A 14213-nucleotide genomic window follows, 5' to 3' on the forward strand; every position below is an offset into this window, starting at 1 on the left:
GCGATGCTGGTCACTGAAACCGAAGCCAAGGCGAAGTGGTGCCCGCACGCGCGACAAATCCACCAGGGCGATATTGAGATGCTGCCGCACAATCGTTCGGCGCGCGGTTGGGAGACGTGTGTCGGTTCAGGCTGCATGGCCTGGCGGCAGGGTGCGCCGTTACGAGAGACCCTTCGAAACTTTCACATCAATCCCGAGGTCTTTCCGCTGCCCGGATACATCCGGCGCTATCCCGACGGCTGGCAGTACTCACACACCGACAATGATAACGGCGCGACGTTCGACCTTCTCCATCGGTTGAAACCCGATGCTGAACCGGTCGGCTACTGCGGGCTTGCGGGGAGGGGCGAATGACCGGACCCTTGCCCCCAGGCATCAAGACCATTGGCGAAGCGGTTCGCCCGGTCATTGAGCACGCCACCGTTGTCCGCGAGATCGGATATTTCCTTGCCGCTGCTCAAGTGAGCCTGAGCGACGAGCCGAAGTGCTTGGAGCTCCTGACCGTCCAGAAGGGAATGGTCCCGCTGCTGCCCTACAGCCGGGCGGAAGTCGACACCTGCTTCGAGCACGCCCTGGAGTTTGCCAGGAACGTTCGGCGCCAGCAACGCGCGGAGGCTCGTCATGCCTCCGTTTGACCAGATCTGCTCGGTCATCGCCGCTTGGCGCGCCTGGCGCTGGAAGAGGCTCGTTGGACCGATCGTCGACGAGATCTCACGGATTGCGGAAGAGCGCGCCCTGGCCGCTCGCCAGCACCGTTCAGTGCGCACCCTCGATGCCCGCATCCGCTCCCTAAAAATTCGTCAACTCAAACTGGAGATGTCGCTGTGAGCGTCACCGCTTTGCGCGCCGAGGCGCCTGAAACCCCAATCGCACTCCTCATCGAGGAGAACCCCGGCATCGTGCTTAAGGAGCCGGCCAAGCTCGCGGCGCTCTACGAGAAGATGAAGGCCGACATCGCCGCTCATGTTCCCGATCTCTCGACGGAGAAGGGCAGGAAGGCAATCGGCTCGCTGGCGTACAAGATCGTTCGCACCAAGACCGCGATCGACGATGCCGGCAAGAAACTCAACGAGGACCTCCGCAAGGAGATCAACGTCGTCGACGCCAAGCGGCGCGAGATCCGGGACACGCTCGACGGAATGCGCGACCAGGTCCGGAAGCCGCTCGATGACTGGGAAGCGGCCGAGGAGAAGCGCGAGAACGACATCGCCGAGCTCCGGTCATACTTCCAGAGCGCCCGGATCCTGCAGGTCGGCACCACGGCCGCCCAGATCGCCGGACGCATGAGCGAGGTCACGCAGAAAGAACTGCCGGGCGATGACGTCTTACGCGACGCCGCGGCTGAAATCCTCGATCTGCGCACCCTGGTGATCTCCGATCTGCTCGATGCTCGCACCCGGGCAGAGAAGGCCGAGGCCGATGCGTCCGAACTGGAACGCCTCCGAGAAGAGCAGGGCAAGCGCGACTTTGCCGATAGCATCCTGGAGCATATCCGGCAGGCCCGCATGGGCTTCATCGGCGGCCAGCCATATCCCTACGGGATCATCTTGCGCGAATTGGAGGAGAAGGTTCGGGCCAACGAGGTTGCTCCCGAATACCAAGAGCGCGTCGAGACTGCCCGCATCGAGGCCCTGGATTTCGTCAAGGCGATCCATGAGGAAGGGCAGCGCAAGCGCGAAGCTGAGGCCAAGGCCGAACAGGAACGTCGCGAGCAGGAGGCCGCCACGAACGCAGCTCGCGAAGCCGCGGAAAAGGTCACGCGGGAAGCCGAGCAAGCGCTCACTGAAGAGCGCCGCAAGCACCAAGCCGAGCTCGACAGGATCGAGCGTGACCGCAAGGCAGAAGCGGATCGGATCGCTCAGGAGCATGCCGCGAAGGAGACTGCAGACCGGCGCGTGAAGGCCGAGGCCGACAAGCGTGCGGCCGACAGAACCCACCGCGCCGAGATCATGCGCGCCGTCAAGGAAGGCTTGATGGAGGCCGGCGAAATCGACGAGGCCTCCGCGAAGCAGATCGTCATGGCGCTCGTCTCCGGTTCCATCCCCCACACCACCATCATGTTCTGAGGTCAGCACCGATGATCGAGACCATCGAAATCACCAGCCGTGAACAGTGGCTTGCACTTCGCCAGAAAGACGTCACTGCCAGCGTGGCGGGGTGTCTGCTTGGTATCCACGACTATACCACCGCCTTTGAGCTGTGGGGGCAGAAGACCGGCCGGATTAAACCCGATAGCGATGCCGAGCTCGACGAAGACGATCCATTGCTTCGCGGCCAGGATCTGGAACCCGTCGCGGTCAAACGGATCGCGCGCCGGCATCCTGAATGGCGCTTGGAATCGCCCGGCATCTATCTTCGCGATCCGGAGACCCGCACTGGCTGTACCCCCGACCTGTTCGCCTATGACCAGGAAGGCCGCAAGATCAATGTCCAGATCAAGACGACGGCCGATCTGATCTTCAAGCAGAAATGGCAGGATCCGAGCACGAAGGAAATCGTCGTGCCGCTCTGGATAGCGGTCCAGAGCCTCCTCGAAGCCGAGCTCGCCGAGTGCGATGCCGCCTATGTGGCGCTCCTGGTCATGGGCATGGGGCTGAAGCTCCACATGATCGAAATCCCGATTCACAAGCGTGTGCTGGTGAGGGTCCACGAAGCGATCAAGGCGTTCTGGGAGCTTACCGATTCCGGCCAGCCGATGCCGCCGGACTATGCCCGGGACGGCGCCAACATCGCTCGCGTCTTCGACCAGGGTAACGAGCCCCCCATCGATCTCTCCGGAGACAACCGCTTCGCCGAGCTCGTCGACCAGCGCTCGGATCTCAAGGAAGCCGAGAAGGCAGCCAAGGACAAGCTCGAAGAGGTTGAGGCCGAAATCAAATTCAAGCTCGGCAATTCCGCAATCGCGATCTGCGGCCCCAGGACCGTGACCTGGAAGCTCCAGAAACGCGCCGGCTACTCGGTCAAGCCGACCGAGTTCCGCGTCCTCAAAGTTGCCTGATCGACGCTTTCCACCAGTCCCACACCTCAAGGATTTCAGCAGTGAACGAGATCGTCACCACCAAGCAGGTCACCGGTAGCGAACTGGAGTTGCCGACCGGCTACAAGGAAAACACTAGCCTTGCCGTTAGCCTCGCCCGCGCCGAGGTCGACCAGCAGATTGCAACGGCCCGCGCGTTGCCTCGCAATATCTCGCGCGCCATGTCGAACATCCTCACCCTAGCGACGCTGGATGAAGAAACCGCAGCCGAGTGCATTTATGCTCTTCCGAGAGGCGGCAAACCCGTAAAGGGGCCCAGCATCCGCCTGGCTGAAATCATCTTCTCCCAGTGGGGAAACTGCCGGGTCGGGGCTCGCGTCGCTCATGTCGATCGCTTCGAGAAGTTCGTCGAGGCAGAAGGAGTCTTCCACGATTTGGAGACCAATGCAGCGACGACGGCACGGGTGCGCCGCCGGATTTCGGACAAGAGCAATAAAGTTCTGACCGAGGACATGATCATTGTCACCGGCAATGCTGGTTCGTCGATTGCGCGCCGGAATGCCATCCTGGCCGGCGTGCCCAAGGCGGTCTGGCGTAAAGCCTACGATGCCGTCGAGAAGGTCATCGCGGGTGATATCGCCACCCTTTCGGTCCGTCGCGAGAAGGCGATGAAGGCCTTTGCTGCATTTGGCGTCAAGCCGGAGCAGGTGTTTGCATCTCTCGGCCTCACCGGCATTGAGGATATCACCCTGGAGCACATGGGCACCCTCATGGGTATGCACTCCGCGCTCAAGAGTGGTGAGTCCACTGTCGAGGAGATGTTCGCCAAGGATGCGGCGCCCCAGGCTGGCGGCGCAAAGGGCCTGTCCGCCGCGCTGGACAAGCTGGGCGAGGGTGGTGACCCGAAGCAGCCCGCCGCCAAACCGAAGGCCGAGAAGGCTGAGAAGAAGGATCCGCCGCACGATCCGGAGACTGGCGAGATCACGGATGAGGCGAAGGCTGATGCTGGCTCGGCAACCAAATCGAGCGATCCGGCAACCGAAAAGGCCTCGGTGGCAACCGATAGCGCGGAATCGACAACCGAGCACAACGACGACGACCTGACGGACGACGACAGCCTACTCGGCAAGGCCCGCGCGAAGGCCATGGAGGGCAGCAAGCCGTTCCGGTTCTGGAAGGGCAAGCTGACCGAGGCCGAGATGGCCGAGCTCGAGGCTCACCTCAAGGCGCTCGACCTTGCTGCCAAGCAGGCGGATGGGGGAGCGGCATGAGCGCGTTAGCGGCCTCCATCCCGCAAATGGAGGTTGGGAAAGAGCTGGGGGTTAAGGTCCCAGCTGTTCACGACGACAACATCATCTTCAAGCTCGCCTTTATCAAAAAGGGCGCTCGCCAGGGATGCAATTCTTCCGCGAAGTTGCTCAAAGACCGTCGCGTAAGCGGCCTCCACTTCCGTTCGTCCAAGAAAGTCTTCGAGTGCTTCAGCCGTCACGAAGCAATGCACGATTTCGGCGTCGCCCTGCATCCGGAAGCCCACCCCATGGAGGCGAATGAACGGCTCTCCGACAAAATCGTGCAGCGGCATGACGGCTCTCCTTCAGCTCTCGACAGTACTAATGCAAAGGGAACTGTCCATGGGTGAGAACACCAAGATCGAATGGGCCACCCATACGTTCAACGCCTGGCTTGGATGCACAAAGATCAGCGCGGCATGCGACAATTGCTATGCCGAGTCCTGGGCGAAGCGCACCGGTGGCGCGGCTCTTTGGCAGGGTGACAGGCGGCGGACATCGGTCGCCAACTGGAAGCAGCCCATAAAATGGAACCGCGAGGCACCGACGGACGTGAGCCGCTGGCAGCACCGGCCGCGCGTCTTCTGCTCGTCTCTGGCCGATGTATTCGACAACCAGGTGCCGGGCGAGTGGCGCGCCGACCTCTGGGCGCTCATCCGTGACACACCGAACCTCGAATGGCTGCTTCTGACGAAACGGCCTCAGAACATCGTCAAGATGGTGAAGGCGATCGGCTTTATGCCACCGAATATTGCTTTCGGCACAACCGTCGAGGATCGAAAGGCAGTTGAGCAGCGCCTGCCACACATGATGGTCGCCGCCGGATTGCGGCCTCGCTTCCTCTTCACCTCCTGCGAGCCTCTTCTTGGGGATCTTGGTGACCTCTCACCTTGGATGACCGGCTATCCTTTCCCCCAACATTTGGCAGAAGGCGAACGATTTGAGCGGGGCTTCAAGCTTGATCGCGACGGAGTTCCGAAATTACCAGCGATTGCGTGGTGGATCGGCGGCGGTGAAAGCGGCCCGCATGCCCGGCCGATGCACCCCGAATGGGAGCGATCGATCCGCCGGCAATGCGCGGCCTCTGGTGTCGCATACCTCGGCAAACAATGGGGAGAGTGGGCGCCGGGCGGCGAATGGTATGAACACCATCCAGTCTCTCTCGAAGTTCGTGGATGGACCGGCTCGTGCTGGACCGACGATCCTTCGGGCTGGGGTGACGCGGACAATTACATGGTTCGCCTCGGCAAGAAGCGCGCCGGCCGCCTCCTCGATGGCGTCGAGCACAATGGTTTCCCCGAGGTGCCAGCATGACGAAGAAAAAGCCATTCGGTTGCACCCAATGCGGCCGGGCATTCGGAAACCAGCAGGGCCTGTCCGATCATCTCCGCTTCAAGCACAACGTCGGCCCGGAACAGCCCCGGCGCGCGGTGGCTCCTGTCTGCGACTACTGCCAGACCATGTCGGAGTTGGTGACCGGCGCCGACATCTATCCTCACCGCCCTGACCTCAAGGACAAGCAGATCTATCGGTGCGAACCCTGCGGTGCCTGGGTCGGCTGCCATCCTGGAACGCTGAACCCGCTCGGCCGTCTCGCCAATGCCGAGCTACGAGCCGCCAAACAGCGCGCCCATGCTGCCTTTGACCCGCTCTGGCGAGCGAAGATGGAGCGGGAAGGGATCAAGCAAAAGGAATCGAGGAATCGCGCCTATCAGTGGCTTGCGGCCGAACTCGGCATGCCCGCACCTGATTGCCACATCGGCATGTTCGACGTCGCGACCTGTCAGCGGGTCGTCGAGATCTGCGCGCCCTATCGGAGGGCCGCTGCATGACCTCAGCTCAAGACAAAAACTCCGGCATGCTCTGCCGCACGAAGGAAGGCGGCCCTCGCGTCATCTGGATGGCACCGCCCCGCGACCGCTTCAAGACAGGCAAATCTGGCGCTCTCATAGTGCTCGCCATGATCAACCGGCCAGTAGTCGAGCAGATAGCTACTCGCCTGATCAGCGTCGGCGATCGTGAGGCTACCGATCTCAAGAGGTCGGGAAAACAATATGTTGTCCATGAGGTATCTCCTCAAGCTCAACATAGGCGCGAGGCGATTGTTCCCCGTCGGGCGCAGCTGGCAGTCCAGGCTCGAATCCCTTCGCGCGGCGATCTCCAGCCTATATCTCCGGCGGCCACGTTGGTGGCGAATTCTGAGGCTTGGGCCGAACTTCAGGTGTCGGATCGGTGGGTCCAGGCATCCCACTCTCCATCAACAGTGTACTGGGCTGTTAACGTTCATGCTGCCGGCTGGTTCCACCATACTGTCGCTTGCGCGGCTGCGGGCTGGGCTCGAGCACCGGTTTGTCGTCCGCCTGTCCGGGATAGTCGACCTCAAGCGGAAGGAATGGCTTCTCGTCCTTGTGCGGAGCTTCGGGAGAAGGACCCTTCTTCCGGGGCTCGTCGGGCGGCTTCTGGCGCGTTCGATCGGGCATTTCGAGCTCCTTCACTGCATCACGTACATGCCCGCCTCGTCGCAGGCCTCGATGAACGCCTGGCGCGCCTGGTCGGGCGGAACCTCACCTTCCATAGCATCCAAGCAGGCTTTGCGGGCGGCATCGTAGGCAACACCGTTTTCCATCGGCCATTGGTTCAGCAGGAAGCGGGAAGCCTCTTCGGTGCTGGTGATGATGCGGTAGTTGCCGATGCCGGTTTCGAACCGCACCGGCATGCTCCAGATTTTGACGTCCATGGCGCACCTCCGCCCATCCAACGTCGGCGGCGTGATCTAGTTCCACGGCAGAAAACCCCTGCACTAAGAACCTTCAATTACCTCCACCCCAAGATGCATGCATGCCTCAACAAAGGTGGCTCGGGCATCCTCGATCGACGTGGCGTTTCTGATTTCAACGATGAATTTCTGGCGCCCGCGTACCGGCTGCCCGCGGGAGTCTATTGGCCAGTTTTTGACCAGGAAACCTACTGCTTCTTCGGTCGAGGCGATCCTACGGTAATCGCCGATATAGGTTTGCAGGTCGACCGGCCGTGCCCAGAGATGGATGTGCATGAATGTACCTCGGCCCTACAACTGGCCTCCGGCATTGAGGTTCCGGGGAGGGTGGTGGCATGACGGTACAGGTCATCACCGGAGACTGCCGCACAATGCTCGACATGTTGCCGGGCGGAAGCGTGCAATGCTGTGTCTCCTCACCACCATACTTCGGCCTGCGGGACTACGATGCTGTGGACCAGATCGGTCTCGAACAAACACCGGACGCCTTCGTCGCCGAACTGGTCGACGTTTTCGCCAAGGTGCGCCGCGTCCTTCGTGACGAAGGCACACTGTGGCTCAATCTCGGCGACAGTTATGCCGGCAGCGGGCGCGGCGGGAATCCAACGCGGGAGTCGTCAACGCTGCAGGGCGGAATGGCCTCGCAGGAGGCTTCCATGATCCGCCGAAATAGGAAGGGCGAGATCGGCGCGGCGGGAACCCAACGCGGGAGCATCTTGCCGGCAGGTTTCCATGAGAAGGCACGAACTGCGGGCGCCATCGGGCGGGCATGGGTTCCGCCGCCCGCCGGATTGAAGCAGAAGGACTTGATCGGAATTCCCTGGCGCGTCGCATTCGCTTTGCAGGCCGACGGCTGGTATCTGCGCAGCGCCATCATTTGGGCAAAGCCGAACCCGATGCCAGAGAGTGTCAAGGATCGGCCGACGAGCTCCTATGAACACGTGTTTCTCATGGCCAAATCGGAGCGTTATTTCTATGACGCCGCCGCGATCGCCGAAGACTTTCGCACGGATCCAAAGGAGCGTTACGAGGAGCGTGCGACCATCACTGGTCGCGGCAACCAGGGTGCGGCCGCAGCACGCGGTAATGATCGTGGCAAGTCTGGAGGCTTTCCGCCTCGAAAGCGTGGCTTGCCACCCCGCCATGCCCAATATGAGAGCAGCGACCAATCTAGTCTCGACGCGGTCGGGCGTGGTGGTCAGCGCAATCGCCGGAATGTCTGGACTATAGCGACACAACCCAGTGGAGAGCAGCACCACGCTATGATGCCACCGGCGCTGGCTGAACTTTGCGTCCTGGCCGGTAGCAAGCCTGGTGATGTTGTGCTCGATCCATTCGGCGGTCCTGGCACAACGGGACTGGTCGCCGATAGCCTTGGCCGTGATGCGGTGCTGATCGAGATTAATCCGGTCACTGCCGAAATGGCCCGGGCTCGGCTGTTGGAAGCTCGCAGCGGCCCTGTCACGGCAATGGAGAGCCGAGCTAGGCGGCGACAACCAAAGGGTAGCGCTCCTCTGTTCGAAGGAGCCGCAGAATGACCCGTCTCCACTGCTGCATCCCATTCTGCCGCCGCACCTTCGCCGATGACGGATCCTCCGAGGTCATATGTGGCAAGCACTGGCGTTTGGCACCGAAGGTCTGGCGGAATCGACATACCAAGCTCCTCCGCCGTTACCGGAAACAACACGGCGATCGGAGCTACTGGAGCTACCCGTCCGGCAGTGCACCGCGCCGTGACTGTCGCCGCCTCGCCATCCTCATTGATCGACTTTGGGACCGTTGCAAAGCCGCCGTCATCGAAGCGGCAGGGGGGATTTGATGGCTCTACCTGCGAAAGTCCCCATTCGTGACGATCACGTAGCCATCGTCGAGCATGCGGGCATCGTACTTTCGGCTGGCTATCTGCTCGATGAAAGCTCGATTGTCCACGAACCGGGCAATGCGTTCCGCCTCATTGTTTGTCAGCCCTGGCCCGATGTCGTCGAGATAAGCGCGAGAAACCAAACACGGAACCTCGCGCTCGCCATCCATCATGAAGAATTTGACGCCCTGAGGATTGAACGAGTCCAAAGGCTCTCGATCGGAGGGAGTGAGCGGCATGGTTGATCGCCCTATTCTTTTCTCTCCGGCGATGATACGCGCCCTTTTGGCCGGAACCAAGACGCAGACGCGGCGCGTCATCAAGCCACGGCACAACCCGAATAGGCCGAGCCTTTTCGACGGCACCTGGTCGGACAACTATGTTCTCGATCCCAGTAACCAAAAGTGGCGAGATGACGCTTATCCCTGGCGCGACGGTGATCGTCTGTGGGTGCGCGAGGCGTGGCGCAGCGCTGCTGCCTATGACGATTTGGCGCCGTCTGCGATGGGCGGTGAAGAGCCGATCCAATACCAAGCGGATGGCGCCCACCAAACTTGGGGGTACCCAGCCATAGCCAAGATTGGCCGTCTCCGCTCCAGCATGTTCATGCCTCGCTGGGCATCGCGCCTCACGCTGATAGTGACCGGCGTGAAGGTAGAGCGGTTGCAGGACATCAGCGAGGAGGATGCGATTGCCGAGGGGATCGTCGAAGACGACGGCGACGCGCCCGGCATCTTCTATCTGCCAGGGGCTTCGATGTTGTGCGGCGTGAATGCCTCAAAGGGCCGGCTTATGATCGGCAATCATCCGTCGCCCCGCCTGGTCTATCGCGACCTCATCAACAATCTGCACAGTGGCGACCTATGGTTTGAGAACCCCTGGATGGTCGCGCTGACCTTCACCGTGCATCACCAGAACATCGACGCGATGAAGGAGGCGGCATGAAGCACGCCCGCGCGATCGACGCCGCAACCACCATCGTGCTGCCACTGTCGCCGGCACCGCGGCGCGGCCTGTCTTGCGAGGAAGCCGCTGCCTACATTGGCCTGAGCCAGACGAAGTTCCTCGAGCTCGTTGGTGCCGGCAAAATGCCGAAGCCGATCCGAATCGACCGTCGGGTGATCTGGGATATGCGGGCGCTCGATTCGGCGTTTGATCAGCTCAGAGACGAACAGTCCCCGCAATCCCCAGGTGGCGACGTTGACGACGGTTGGGGCGATGAAGCACCCTGATGGGATGGAGATCGATCTTCGGTATCTAAGCGAGGAAAAGACGCGTCACGGCCGGCGCGTCGTCTATGCGCGCCTGAAGGGAAAACGGATCCGTCTCAAGCACCCGGTTTCGTCGCCCGAATTCCTCGACGAGTATCGAGCAGCAGTGAAAGCGCTCTTCGCAGGCGTTGAAGAGAATGCCGCGAAGGCCGGCAAACAAGATGTACGAGTGCCGTTCGCCCCGAAGACGCTGGGCTGGTTGATCGAGCGATATTTCACCGAGTTCGACGAAATATCTCACCATGGATCCGCTCGGCCGAAAGCGTCGCCGGAAGATCCTGGAGGACGTGAAGAAGGAACACGGCCACAAACCGATGGTGATCCCAGGCGAGAACATCGCCAAAGGCGTCGCCAAGCGGTCTGCTGTTCCCGGCAATGCCAACGAGTGGCTGAAATCCCTGAAGGCGCTCTACACCTGGGCCGTCAGCATCAAGATCATAGAGGTGAGCCCGGCTGCGGGCCTTGGAAAGATCAAGACCGAATCCGAGGGCTTCTACACCTGGACGGTCGACGACATTCGAACCTACGTGAAGAGGCATCCGATCGGCACAATGCCGTATCTGGCCTGCATGCAGCTTCTGTTCACCGGGCTCCGTCGCTCCGATGCGGTGAAGTTCGGCCGGCAACACGCTCGCTCGGGCAAGGTGAACTTCAAGACCAGCAAGACCGGTGCCGACCTGATCACTGAAATGCCTTGGCCGCTCGTCGATGCGATCGAGGCAATGCCCGACACTGATCAACTCCCGTACTTGCTCACGGCTTATGGCAAACCGTTCGCCTCGGGCGCGGCGTTTGGGAATTGGTTCAAAGACCGATGCCGTGAGGCTGGCTTGCCGGATTGCTCACCGCACGGTCTTCGCAAGGGCGGCGCAACGATTTGCTCGGAGAACGGCGGCTCAGAGGTCGAGCTCGAAGCCATGTATGGATGGGCGAATAACCGCCAGTCCGGCGTCTACACCAAGAGGGCGAGGGCTCTGATTCTGGCGACGAAGGGTTTTGAGCGGATCGCGCAAACCCTGGTTGTTGAAAAGATTTTGACGGATCCGGGGGAACGGAGACGGCACAGCCGTGTCGCACCTTGAGAGGCGGTTACAGGAGGTGCGACAATTTCGGTCAGTAAGCCATTGATAAGTAAGTACTGACTTAGCGGTGTGGCGCGCCCTAGGGGAATCGAACCCCTCTCTCCACCGTGAAAGGGTGGCGTCCTGACCGATAGACGAAGGGCGCGGCGGGGCGGACATATAGAGGGGTGAATCGCAGGCGGCAAGAGGAATATGCCGCCTTTGTGAAATTTGTTGTGCCGGGCAGTTTTGGTGCTGGTTTTGCGGGTGAAATGCCCCGTTTCACCACACGCCGGTGTTCGCCATCGAGGCCCAGGGCTCGGCTGGCGGCAGAGAATCGCCCTTTTGCAGGATCTCGATGGAGATCAGATCCGGCGAGCGCACGAAGGCCATGTGGCCGTCGCGGGGCGGGCGGTTGATGGTGATGCCGGCCTGCTGCAACTGGGCGCAGAAGGCATAGATGTCGTCGACCTCATAGGCGAGATGGCCAAAATTGCGGGCGCTGCCGTAATCTTCCGGATCCCAGTTGTAGGTCAGTTCGAGGGCAGGGGCCTTGCCGGCCCGGAAGGCTTCGAGATCCTCCGGGGCAACCAGGAAGACCAGCGTGAAACGGCCCTTCTCGTTTTCATAGCGCCGACCCTCGACCAGGCCGAAGATGTCGACATAGAATTTGAGCGAGGCATCGAGGTCGCGGACGCGGACCATGGTGTGGAGATATTTCATCGGACCCTCATTGCATGTGGAGAGGTAAGGCCTAATGCCGATTGCCGCCGCCGACAAGGATGCCGTGCTTGCCGAAAAACGCGCCCGCTTCGCCGCAATGCTGGCGCGGGCCGATCGTGTCGCCGCCTTCACCGGTGCTGGCCTGTCGACAGAGGCCGGCATTCCCGACTTTCGCTCGCCGGGCGGCCGCTGGAGCCGGATGAAACCGATTGCCTTCGAGGCGTTCCTGGCCGACGAGGAGGCCCGGCGCGAAAGTTGGCGCCGGCGCTTCGACATGGACGACGAGATCCGCTCGGCCCGGCCCACGCGCGGCCATATGGCGATCGCCTCTTGGGTGCAGGCCGGCAAATGTCCGGCGGTGATCACGCAGAACATCGACAATCTGCACCAGGATTCGGGCATTCCGGCCGATGCCGTCGTGGAAGTGCATGGCAACACGACGTATGCGACGTGCCTCGACTGCGCCAGGCGCTATGAAATCGAGGCCTTGCGCGCCCCGTTCCTGGCAAACGGACAAGCGCCGCGCTGCGACGATTGCGGCGGCTTTATCAAGACGGCGACGATATCCTTTGGGCAGCCCATGCCGGAGACGGCGATGCGGCGCGCCACCGAACTCGCCAGGACCTGCGATCTTTTCGTGGTGGTCGGCTCGTCCCTGGTCGTCTATCCGGCCGCGGACCTGCCGCGACTTGCCCATCGCCAGGGCGCGCGGGTGGTGATCGTCAATCGCGAGGAGACACCGGGCGATCGCTATGCAGATCTGTTGCTGCGGGGAGAGATCGGCGATCTGCTGGAGGAATTCGTTCTGTAAATGCAGCTGGATTTTCGAGAGTTCGTCGATTTTAGGGACGTTTTGCGATTGTACGAAGATGAGGCACAAAAATGTTAATTCGGGCTTTCCGTTGAGCCAGGGGGTGTTATCGTAGCAGCCTCAAGAATCGTGCGGCGGCCCAGTCCGTGGGCAATGTGTTGGATGGCGTAGATGGGTACGAACGATTTTGAAGCGAGGTTCGAGCCAGTTCACGACTCCGGGGGACATCCGGACGAGAGGCCGGCGGGCCTGCTGGAGGTCGCCGGCACCATCAAATGGTTCGACATTGCGAAGGGCTACGGCTTTATCGTTCCGGACAATGGCGGTCAGGATATTCTGCTTCATGTCAGCGTCTTGCGCCGGGATGGCTTCCAGGCGGCCTTCGAGGGCGCGCGCGTGGTGGTCGAGGCCACACAGCGTGCCAAGGGCCTGCAAGTTTTTCGTATCCTGTCGATGGATGAATCCACCGCCGTGCATCCCGCTCAGCTGCCGCCGGCCCGCACCCATGTGCAGGTGACGCCGACGGGTGGTTTCGAGCCAACCACGGTGAAATGGTTCAATCGCCTGCGCGGTTTCGGCTTCGTCTCGCGGGGCGATGGCACACCGGATATTTTCGTCCATATGGAGACCTTGCGGCGGTTCGGCATCATGGACCTGAAGCCAGGTCAGATCCTGATGGTGCGCTTCGGCACCGGACCCAAGGGATTGATGGCCGCCGAGCTCAAGCTTGCGGATGGACCGACTGGACCGCAGTCGCATTGACGAAAATGCGCAAGAGTTTTTCGCTTTCAATAGCTTACGCCGCTATCCTCGCTTTGTTTGTGAGCATTGCTAGTCTTTCGGCTCTGCGTGCCGAGGATGGCGTGTTCGAGCCTTTGTCGATCGCCACAGCTGGCGGCGAGCGCGACTTCCAGGTCGAGGTCATGCGCACCGAGGACGAACAGAGGCGCGGCATGATGTTCCGACGCAGCCTCGATCCGGACAAGGGCATGCTGTTTCCCTTCCCGGCCGAACGTATCGCCTCGTTCTGGATGGAAAACACCTATGTGTCGCTCGACATGATCTTCATCCGTGGCGATGGCACGATCCAGCGTATCGAGAAGCGTGCCGAACCCTTGTCGACGCGCACCATCATGTCCGGGGCGCCGGTGCTCGCCGTCTTGGAGGTGGTGGCGGGGACGGCGGACAAGCTGGGCATCAAGCCCGGCGACAAGGTAAGCTACCCGATCTTCAAGCCTTGACCGCGTACCCCGGTCATACAACTTTTTGAAATCGGGCCGTTCAGGCCCTTGCGGTTCTCGGCGCAGCCCCTTAGTAAGCTCATCATTCGTCCTTAACGGGGTATGGCGCAGCCTGGTAGCGCGATAGTTTTGGGTACTATAGGTCGCAGGTTCGAATCCTGCTGCCCCGACCAAGGATGGATGAGACGAAAGGCGGACGGCGA

23 protein-coding genes and 2 tRNA genes are annotated in these 14213 nt (G+C 61.3%); 16 read left to right on the forward strand and 9 right to left on the reverse strand.

Annotated features, from left to right (window positions below; all coding sequences use genetic code 11):
- Positions 1–3 precede the first annotated feature (3 nt).
- From ACR9ZN_RS09625 to ACR9ZN_RS09650, 6 genes are read left to right on the forward strand one after another with little or no spacing between them, the layout of a single operon-like run.
- A complete protein-coding gene (locus ACR9ZN_RS09625) occupies positions 4–354 on the forward strand; it encodes a hypothetical protein (protein WP_481272092.1) in 351 nt (116 codons plus the stop codon).
- On the forward strand, positions 351–635 hold the full coding sequence (locus ACR9ZN_RS09630) for a hypothetical protein (protein ID WP_481272093.1): 285 nt from the start codon (positions 351–353) through the stop codon (positions 633–635). The genes ACR9ZN_RS09625 and ACR9ZN_RS09630 overlap by 4 nt, the downstream gene beginning before the upstream one ends.
- Positions 622–828: a hypothetical protein gene (locus tag ACR9ZN_RS09635; protein WP_481272094.1), complete on the forward strand. Its 207-nt coding sequence runs from the start codon at positions 622–624 to the stop codon at positions 826–828. The genes ACR9ZN_RS09630 and ACR9ZN_RS09635 overlap by 14 nt, the downstream gene beginning before the upstream one ends.
- Complete coding sequence (locus ACR9ZN_RS09640) at positions 825–2066, forward strand: hypothetical protein (RefSeq protein WP_481272095.1); 1242 nt, start codon at positions 825–827, stop codon at positions 2064–2066. The genes ACR9ZN_RS09635 and ACR9ZN_RS09640 overlap by 4 nt, the downstream gene beginning before the upstream one ends.
- A gap of 11 nt (positions 2067–2077) precedes the next feature.
- Positions 2078–2998, forward strand: coding sequence for a YqaJ viral recombinase family protein (locus ACR9ZN_RS09645; RefSeq protein ID WP_481272096.1), 921 nt, complete (start codon positions 2078–2080; stop codon positions 2996–2998).
- A gap of 41 nt (positions 2999–3039) precedes the next feature.
- Positions 3040–4248 (forward strand): hypothetical protein, encoded by a 1209-nt coding sequence (locus tag ACR9ZN_RS09650; protein ID WP_481272097.1) that lies wholly within the window; start codon positions 3040–3042, stop codon positions 4246–4248.
- 5 nt (positions 4249–4253) lie between these two features.
- On the opposite strand, the gene ACR9ZN_RS09655 is transcribed toward ACR9ZN_RS09650, so the two are convergent.
- Positions 4254–4559, reverse strand: coding sequence for a DUF1488 family protein (locus ACR9ZN_RS09655; protein WP_481272098.1), 306 nt, complete (start codon positions 4557–4559; stop codon positions 4254–4256).
- A gap of 49 nt (positions 4560–4608) precedes the next feature.
- Between ACR9ZN_RS09655 and ACR9ZN_RS09660 the strand changes: the two genes are divergently transcribed.
- Complete coding sequence (locus tag ACR9ZN_RS09660) at positions 4609–5580, forward strand: phage Gp37/Gp68 family protein (RefSeq protein WP_481272099.1); 972 nt, start codon at positions 4609–4611, stop codon at positions 5578–5580.
- Complete coding sequence (locus ACR9ZN_RS09665) at positions 5577–6098, forward strand: zinc-finger-containing protein (RefSeq protein ID WP_481272100.1); 522 nt, start codon at positions 5577–5579, stop codon at positions 6096–6098. The genes ACR9ZN_RS09660 and ACR9ZN_RS09665 overlap by 4 nt, the downstream gene beginning before the upstream one ends.
- Positions 6099–6100: 2 nt before the next feature.
- Here ACR9ZN_RS09665 and ACR9ZN_RS09670 read toward each other — a convergent pair whose 3' ends face one another.
- The 4 genes from ACR9ZN_RS09670 to ACR9ZN_RS09685 all read right to left on the reverse strand — a co-directional run bounded on the left by ACR9ZN_RS09670 (position 6101) and on the right by ACR9ZN_RS09685 (position 7318).
- Positions 6101–6331, reverse strand: a complete 231-nt coding sequence (locus tag ACR9ZN_RS09670) for a DUF982 domain-containing protein (RefSeq protein ID WP_481272101.1) — start codon at positions 6329–6331, stop codon at positions 6101–6103.
- A 211-nt stretch (positions 6332–6542) separates the two neighbouring features.
- A complete protein-coding gene (locus ACR9ZN_RS09675; RefSeq protein ID WP_481272102.1) occupies positions 6543–6746 on the reverse strand; it encodes a hypothetical protein in 204 nt (67 codons plus the stop codon).
- A gap of 11 nt (positions 6747–6757) precedes the next feature.
- Complete coding sequence (locus ACR9ZN_RS09680) at positions 6758–7003, reverse strand: DUF982 domain-containing protein (RefSeq protein WP_481272103.1); 246 nt, start codon at positions 7001–7003, stop codon at positions 6758–6760.
- 63 nt (positions 7004–7066) lie between these two features.
- Positions 7067–7318: a DUF982 domain-containing protein gene (locus ACR9ZN_RS09685; protein WP_481272104.1), complete on the reverse strand. Its 252-nt coding sequence runs from the start codon at positions 7316–7318 to the stop codon at positions 7067–7069.
- Between the two features lie 59 nt (positions 7319–7377).
- Here ACR9ZN_RS09685 and ACR9ZN_RS09690 point away from each other — a divergent pair, with 59 nt between their 5' ends.
- Positions 7378–8580, forward strand: a complete 1203-nt coding sequence (locus ACR9ZN_RS09690; RefSeq protein WP_481272105.1) for a DNA-methyltransferase — start codon at positions 7378–7380, stop codon at positions 8578–8580.
- Positions 8581–8866: 286 nt separating this feature from the next.
- Here the strand turns inward: ACR9ZN_RS09690 and ACR9ZN_RS09695 are convergent, their stop codons facing one another.
- Entirely contained in the window at positions 8867–9142 is a 276-nt protein-coding gene (locus tag ACR9ZN_RS09695; RefSeq protein ID WP_481272106.1) for a DUF1488 family protein, read from the reverse strand.
- Between ACR9ZN_RS09695 and ACR9ZN_RS09700 the strand changes: the two genes are divergently transcribed.
- Positions 9141–9848 carry a hypothetical protein gene (locus ACR9ZN_RS09700; protein WP_481272107.1) on the forward strand — a complete coding sequence of 236 codons (708 nt, stop codon included), beginning with the start codon at positions 9141–9143 and terminating at the stop codon, positions 9846–9848. The genes ACR9ZN_RS09695 and ACR9ZN_RS09700 overlap by 2 nt on opposite strands.
- A complete protein-coding gene (locus tag ACR9ZN_RS09705) occupies positions 9845–10135 on the forward strand; it encodes a helix-turn-helix transcriptional regulator (protein WP_481272108.1) in 291 nt (96 codons plus the stop codon). Before ACR9ZN_RS09700 ends, ACR9ZN_RS09705 begins: the two co-directional genes overlap by 4 nt.
- Positions 10136–10160: 25 nt before the next feature.
- Here ACR9ZN_RS09705 and ACR9ZN_RS09710 read toward each other — a convergent pair whose 3' ends face one another.
- Positions 10161–10418 (reverse strand): hypothetical protein, encoded by a 258-nt coding sequence (locus tag ACR9ZN_RS09710; RefSeq protein ID WP_481272109.1) that lies wholly within the window; start codon positions 10416–10418, stop codon positions 10161–10163.
- Between ACR9ZN_RS09710 and ACR9ZN_RS09715 the strand changes: the two genes are divergently transcribed.
- Entirely contained in the window at positions 10417–11256 is an 840-nt protein-coding gene (locus ACR9ZN_RS09715) for a tyrosine-type recombinase/integrase (protein ID WP_481272110.1), read from the forward strand. The genes ACR9ZN_RS09710 and ACR9ZN_RS09715 overlap by 2 nt on opposite strands.
- 70 nt (positions 11257–11326) lie before the next feature.
- Here the strand turns inward: ACR9ZN_RS09715 and ACR9ZN_RS09720 are convergent.
- Together ACR9ZN_RS09720 and ACR9ZN_RS09725 are read right to left on the reverse strand one after the other, a co-directional pair.
- A tRNA-Glu gene (locus tag ACR9ZN_RS09720) sits at positions 11327–11401 on the reverse strand.
- Positions 11402–11517: 116 nt separating this feature from the next.
- On the reverse strand, positions 11518–11958 hold the full coding sequence (locus tag ACR9ZN_RS09725; protein ID WP_434956265.1) for a VOC family protein: 441 nt from the start codon (positions 11956–11958) through the stop codon (positions 11518–11520).
- Between the two features lie 34 nt (positions 11959–11992).
- Here ACR9ZN_RS09725 and ACR9ZN_RS09730 point away from each other — a divergent pair, with 34 nt between their 5' ends.
- From ACR9ZN_RS09730 to ACR9ZN_RS09745, 4 genes are all read left to right on the forward strand, one after another.
- Positions 11993–12769, forward strand: a complete 777-nt coding sequence (locus tag ACR9ZN_RS09730; RefSeq protein ID WP_434956266.1) for an SIR2 family NAD-dependent protein deacylase — start codon at positions 11993–11995, stop codon at positions 12767–12769.
- Positions 12770–12940: 171 nt separating this feature from the next.
- Entirely contained in the window at positions 12941–13531 is a 591-nt protein-coding gene (locus tag ACR9ZN_RS09735) for a cold-shock protein (RefSeq protein ID WP_441773061.1), read from the forward strand.
- 59 nt (positions 13532–13590) lie between these two features.
- Positions 13591–14010: a DUF192 domain-containing protein gene (locus tag ACR9ZN_RS09740; protein ID WP_481272111.1), complete on the forward strand. Its 420-nt coding sequence runs from the start codon at positions 13591–13593 to the stop codon at positions 14008–14010.
- Between the two features lie 96 nt (positions 14011–14106).
- Positions 14107–14183: transfer RNA gene (locus ACR9ZN_RS09745), tRNA-Pro, on the forward strand.
- Positions 14184–14213: the final 30 nt, after the last annotated feature.

The organism is Labrys sp. HAY1-8F, from assembly GCF_056754975.1.